The sequence below is a fragment of the Sphingomonas tagetis genome (assembly GCF_024211275.1).
In the GTDB taxonomy this organism is placed as follows: domain Bacteria; phylum Pseudomonadota; class Alphaproteobacteria; order Sphingomonadales; family Sphingomonadaceae; genus Sphingomonas; species Sphingomonas tagetis.
In genome coordinates this window covers 1-4,308 of the sequence record NZ_JAMLDX010000040.1, presented here as the reverse complement: position 1 = coordinate 4,308, position 4,308 = coordinate 1, and the positions used below count along the sequence as shown (strand labels likewise).

The 4,308-nt window shown below is 59.4% G+C and carries 3 protein-coding genes; all 3 read right to left on the bottom strand.

Translation table 11 applies throughout. The features are described 5' to 3' along the window. Positions 1 to 308: 308 nt before the first annotated feature. The 3 genes from M9978_RS22845 to M9978_RS22835 all read right to left on the bottom strand — a co-directional run bounded on the left by M9978_RS22845 (position 309) and on the right by M9978_RS22835 (position 3,922). On the bottom strand, positions 309 to 1,715 hold the full coding sequence (locus M9978_RS22845) for a class I SAM-dependent DNA methyltransferase (RefSeq protein ID WP_254297457.1): 1,407 nt from the start codon (positions 1,713 to 1,715) through the stop codon (positions 309 to 311). A 420-nt stretch (positions 1,716 to 2,135) separates the two neighbouring features. Then, positions 2,136 to 3,440, bottom strand: a complete 1,305-nt coding sequence (locus M9978_RS22840) for a hypothetical protein (RefSeq protein ID WP_254297455.1) — start codon at positions 3,438 to 3,440, stop codon at positions 2,136 to 2,138. Then, on the bottom strand, positions 3,437 to 3,922 hold the full coding sequence (locus M9978_RS22835; RefSeq protein ID WP_254297453.1) for a hypothetical protein: 486 nt from the start codon (positions 3,920 to 3,922) through the stop codon (positions 3,437 to 3,439). Before M9978_RS22835 ends, M9978_RS22840 begins: the two co-directional genes overlap by 4 nt. Positions 3,923 to 4,308 lie beyond the last annotated feature (386 nt).

Genomic DNA, 4,308 nt, shown 5'->3' with positions numbered 1-4,308 from the left:
ACCTCCGCTTCACGCAGCTTGCCGATAATCTCTTCCGGGCGATGCTTCTTGCTCGGCATTCCTCGTCTCCTTCGTCATCCAAATATCATCAATTTTGGACCACTCAGAAGGGGGCAGATCAACTTAGCGAGCGGCGACCCCCGCTTACATGGGTCCCCCTGTAGCCGGAGAGATCGGCAGGCGTCAGCCAAGGGTGTCCCTTCTGCACGAAGTTTGCGGGATCGCGCGTGCTCGGAGTTCCACCTCCTACAACAACGCCGATTTCGCCAAGCGACTTCCAGCGCCAGGACACCGGTATGGGCCAGCGCTCAACTGTCATCGCCCCCCCCCGTCCCCGAAGCCAAATCTTCGCCTAGACGATCGAGCGCGGCCATAGCAGCCGTAAGATGGCGGGCAATAGCGCCAGCGATATCCGCAGGACTTGTTAGCTGCTCTTCCGGCGAGGATGACGTCTCGCGCAGCCAAGACAGATCGAGGTTGTCATCGCGTTGCGCCAACATCTCACGGGTGAAGGCCCTGAACCTCTCCGGCGCTTCCCCTGCTGGAACATTCGGACGATCCGAACCGTCGCTCTTACTGCCGAAAAACTCGAGGAAGTCCGCGAGGGCGGCTTGCTCGAATGGCGTGGACTTGCCGAAATTCGGCATATTGTTGCGAAGATCATAGACCCACGTCGTTCCCTCCTTGCGGCCCTGAGGACGGGTGAGAAACAGAACATTCGTCTTCACGCCTGCGGCATAGAAGATGCCGATAGGAAGGCGCAGGATCGTGTGCAGGTGGAAGACGTCGAGCATGTACCTTCGGAGGTCGCGCGCGCGTCCTTCTTCGAACAGGACATTGTCAGGGACGACGATCGCTGCCCTTCCCCCAACTTTCAATGCGTTTAGGCAGTGCTCGACGAATGGCAGCTGAAAATTGGAGACAGCGCCTGTGAACTGGAGGTCCTCGCGGCTTGGGCGCCTACCCGCCGGACCGAAAGGCGGGTTCGATAGGATGAGGTCAGCAAGCGGTAGCTTCCGGAAGTCGGCGGACAATGTATCTCCGAGATGGATACCCGACGTATCGATCTCGTGCAGCATGAGGTTCATCAGCAGCAGACGATGTGTATCGGGTACATTCTCCATCCCGGTGAGGATTGGGGGCTTGTACGCCTTGCGCTTCCCCCGCGCAGTCCGGCGGACGAACTCATCCGCACCGATTAGGAAGCCTCCGGTGCCCGCTGCAGGATCTTGAACGATCTCTCCGGAGGCCGGACGCATTGCGCCGACGATCGCGTCGATAACCACGCGAGGCGTGAAATATTGCCCCGCCCCGCGCTTTGACTCTTCCGCGTTACGCTCGAGAATGCCTTCGTATATGTCTCCGAAGTTGTCGCGGCCGTCGTCGTACCAAGGAAGCTCGTCGATCGCCTCGATCAAAGCCCTGAGGTTCTCTTGATCGCGAACGATTGTCGTCGCGTCCGCAAAGACGATGCCTAGATTGCCTTCCGCAGGCGATGAGGTGCGCAACCACGTGAGGATGTCACGGTAGACCGCAAGCAAATCGTCTTTCGCTTTCAGCAGACGATCCCACCGGCATTGTGCCGGCAAGGCCGCCTCAACCTGACGCTCCTTCATCATCTTGAGGAAGATGAGATAGGTCAGCTCGTTCACGTACTGCTGGTACGTGACACCGTCTTTTCGAAGGAGGGTGCAGAGCCGCCAAATACGGTTCACCAACGCCGACGACGGATTCAAGCGCGCACCCGACCTTCCACAGATTTCATTCCCATGACGCCCCTAGAGGAAGGGCCAAAGCTCCGCAATGGCGCGACCGGCCACGACCGCGCGCTCTCACCACTGGGTCAGTAAGAGCGCACGCGCAGTGTCGTCTCTTTGGCGAGATGGCTGCTATCCGGACACGGTTTCCAACGGCGGCCAGTACGCTGTTGGGGCGTCGGCCGGCTGCGGTTCGAGCATAACATGACGACCTCGTTGGCGGTCCACCGCCCCATCGCCCATGCCCGCGTTGTCGACAGCACCCAAATGGTTGAGGCGGTATTTGTGCGATGCGCCGGATCGTTGCATGGATAAACGCGATGCCGGCTGACGTCTAGAAGCCGGCGCGCACGAATAGCGTCGGATGCGCGCTTCGGCCTAGACGGCCTCTAGCTGATCCTCAAGCGTCTCGCGGAGCACGCCTTTATAGGCGAGCAAGTTACGCACGACATTGCGGTGCACACCGAAATGGCGTGCCGCGCGATCGATCGACAGTTCCGGTCGGTGAATATCAATATTCGCACGCAAGTCGTTGAACGGGCACAACAGGCTTTGTGCGAACGCTCTTTGGAACTTCTGACGATCGGTCCGCGCATCGCTGATCGGACCAAAGGCAGATTGCTCGGTCCAGATGGCATCGCCGAGCAGACGTGCTATTTCAAAGCGGCGATCAATGAGGTTGACCGACTGGATAGCGACCTTTTCGCTAGTAGCGCGAGTACGGAGGCGGGCTGCATAAGGAAGCTTACGCGCCGTCGCACTCGCTTCCTTCAGCGTCTCCCAACGCGTCAGCAGCATATGGCCAAAGGCTTCGTTGCCAATTGGGCCATGATCGAGGCCGATAATGTCACGAACCTGGGCTGCGGCCGATTCGGCCAATTCCCAGGGGCTGGCATATGGCCGGGTATCGCGCGTCGGATCGACGCGCGCAGCGAGACCAAGATCGACCTCTAGCGGGGAATCCTCGGTAACTTTGAGAACCGTTTCGAGCGCCCGTGAACTATTCGAACCGGGAAAGGCAGTTGCGGCTTCCTTGACCTCCTCGGCGCCAAGCACGGGGGCGAGGCGAAGCAGCCCCTCAACCACCGCATCGGGCGCTTGGTCGGGATCGAAACCGAGACAGGCCTCAAGTTTGCGCCATGCGGCAAGTTCGGTATCGCCGCGTTCGGCGACCAGCTGGCCGACCAATTCGCGGAGTGCAGCCGCGTCCGCCGAGCGGGCGCAGCTGTCGAGAACCAGATTGAAAAAATTGTCGGTCCCGAGCTCGAACTGGCTGCCTGTCACCATCCGGACGCGCGTATCCAGATATTGAAGTGGCTCGATCGGAGCGCGTCGGCTCAGTATTGGCGCGATGATGACGCGTTCACCGCCGCTATAGATCATTAGTGGCGGCCACAAGGTGCCGCCCGATGCCGAGGAGAGTTCGTGGCGCATCCGCCAGTCGTGTGATGGCATGTTGGTCGGATCGATTGGTTCGCTACGTAGTCGCCACCAATGATCCGCCAACCAGAATGCAAGGGTAACCGCAGAACCGCGGAAATAGTCGCGATTAGTGCGAGTGGCGATGTCGGCGACGCGCGTCAGATAATCGTAACCGAGACGTATAGCAATTTCCGCAACGTCAAGTTTATCCGGCTCCGGGGCCTCGGGCCACGTCGCTTCGATTTCAAAGAAACCGCTCATGGCTTGTACCGCTCCTGCGCTGCGCTCAGGATCGCGATCCCTTCATCCCTTGTCATCCGATCGCACGTATATAGGTCTTCCCTGGACGTTTCGTAAACCCATCGCTCAAATCGGCCAATGACCTTGGCGGCCATCGCATCGCCAGGGAGTAAGGGATAGCCATGATAGATGGCCCGACCGGGATGGGTAATCCGGCCCTCAAATACCCATCCCGTCGCATCGATAGTCCACAGGGTTCGCGGATCGTGAGGAGCGCCGTGATGCCCGATCAGCCCAGCAAATATGCCCCGGCGCAGCAATGACGGGATGCGCCGCATGTCCTTGGGCTCGAATTGGGCGTGTCCATCGCAATAAGTCGGATCGTCCGACACAGTCGGAATCGGATCGAGCCCGAAGGCGCGCGGATGAAGCTTGTGTTTCGCATATGGCTCATAGTCCACCCGCTCAGCGAGACGTGCCAGATCTTCGGCAAGCAACGGCAAGGCAGCGAGCTCGCGCTTATCGTTATCGCTGCGCCGTGGTGTGAGGGCGCGACGTTCTGGCCTTCGAATAGTCACGGTCGAACAGTAACTCCGTCTCGAACTTGCTACGCTGCATTATCGGTGAGCGCACATCAACACGAGCGACTTCGCGGCCGCCCAAACTTGCTCGTTCAAAGGCTCAAGGTAGCTGATCGTCCGAACGTCGGCTCTTGCATCATGCGGTTATCCGCGGGCGTTAGATGCGAATTACGGCTTTGTCCCAATGCACGAACCCGCTTCGCGGGAGAGTCGCGTTGGGCGAGGTAGCGCGATACTCATAAGCTTTGGGCGGATGGCATAGCGGTCAGACCATGGATGTTCCTTCAGGAAGAGGAACTTGTCATGGC

Coding starts and splice junctions, on each gene's coding strand:
- M9978_RS22840 (WP_254297455.1), bottom strand. CDS start 3,440: ATGAGCGGTTTCTTTGAAATCGAAGCGACGTGGCCCGAGGCCCCGGAG.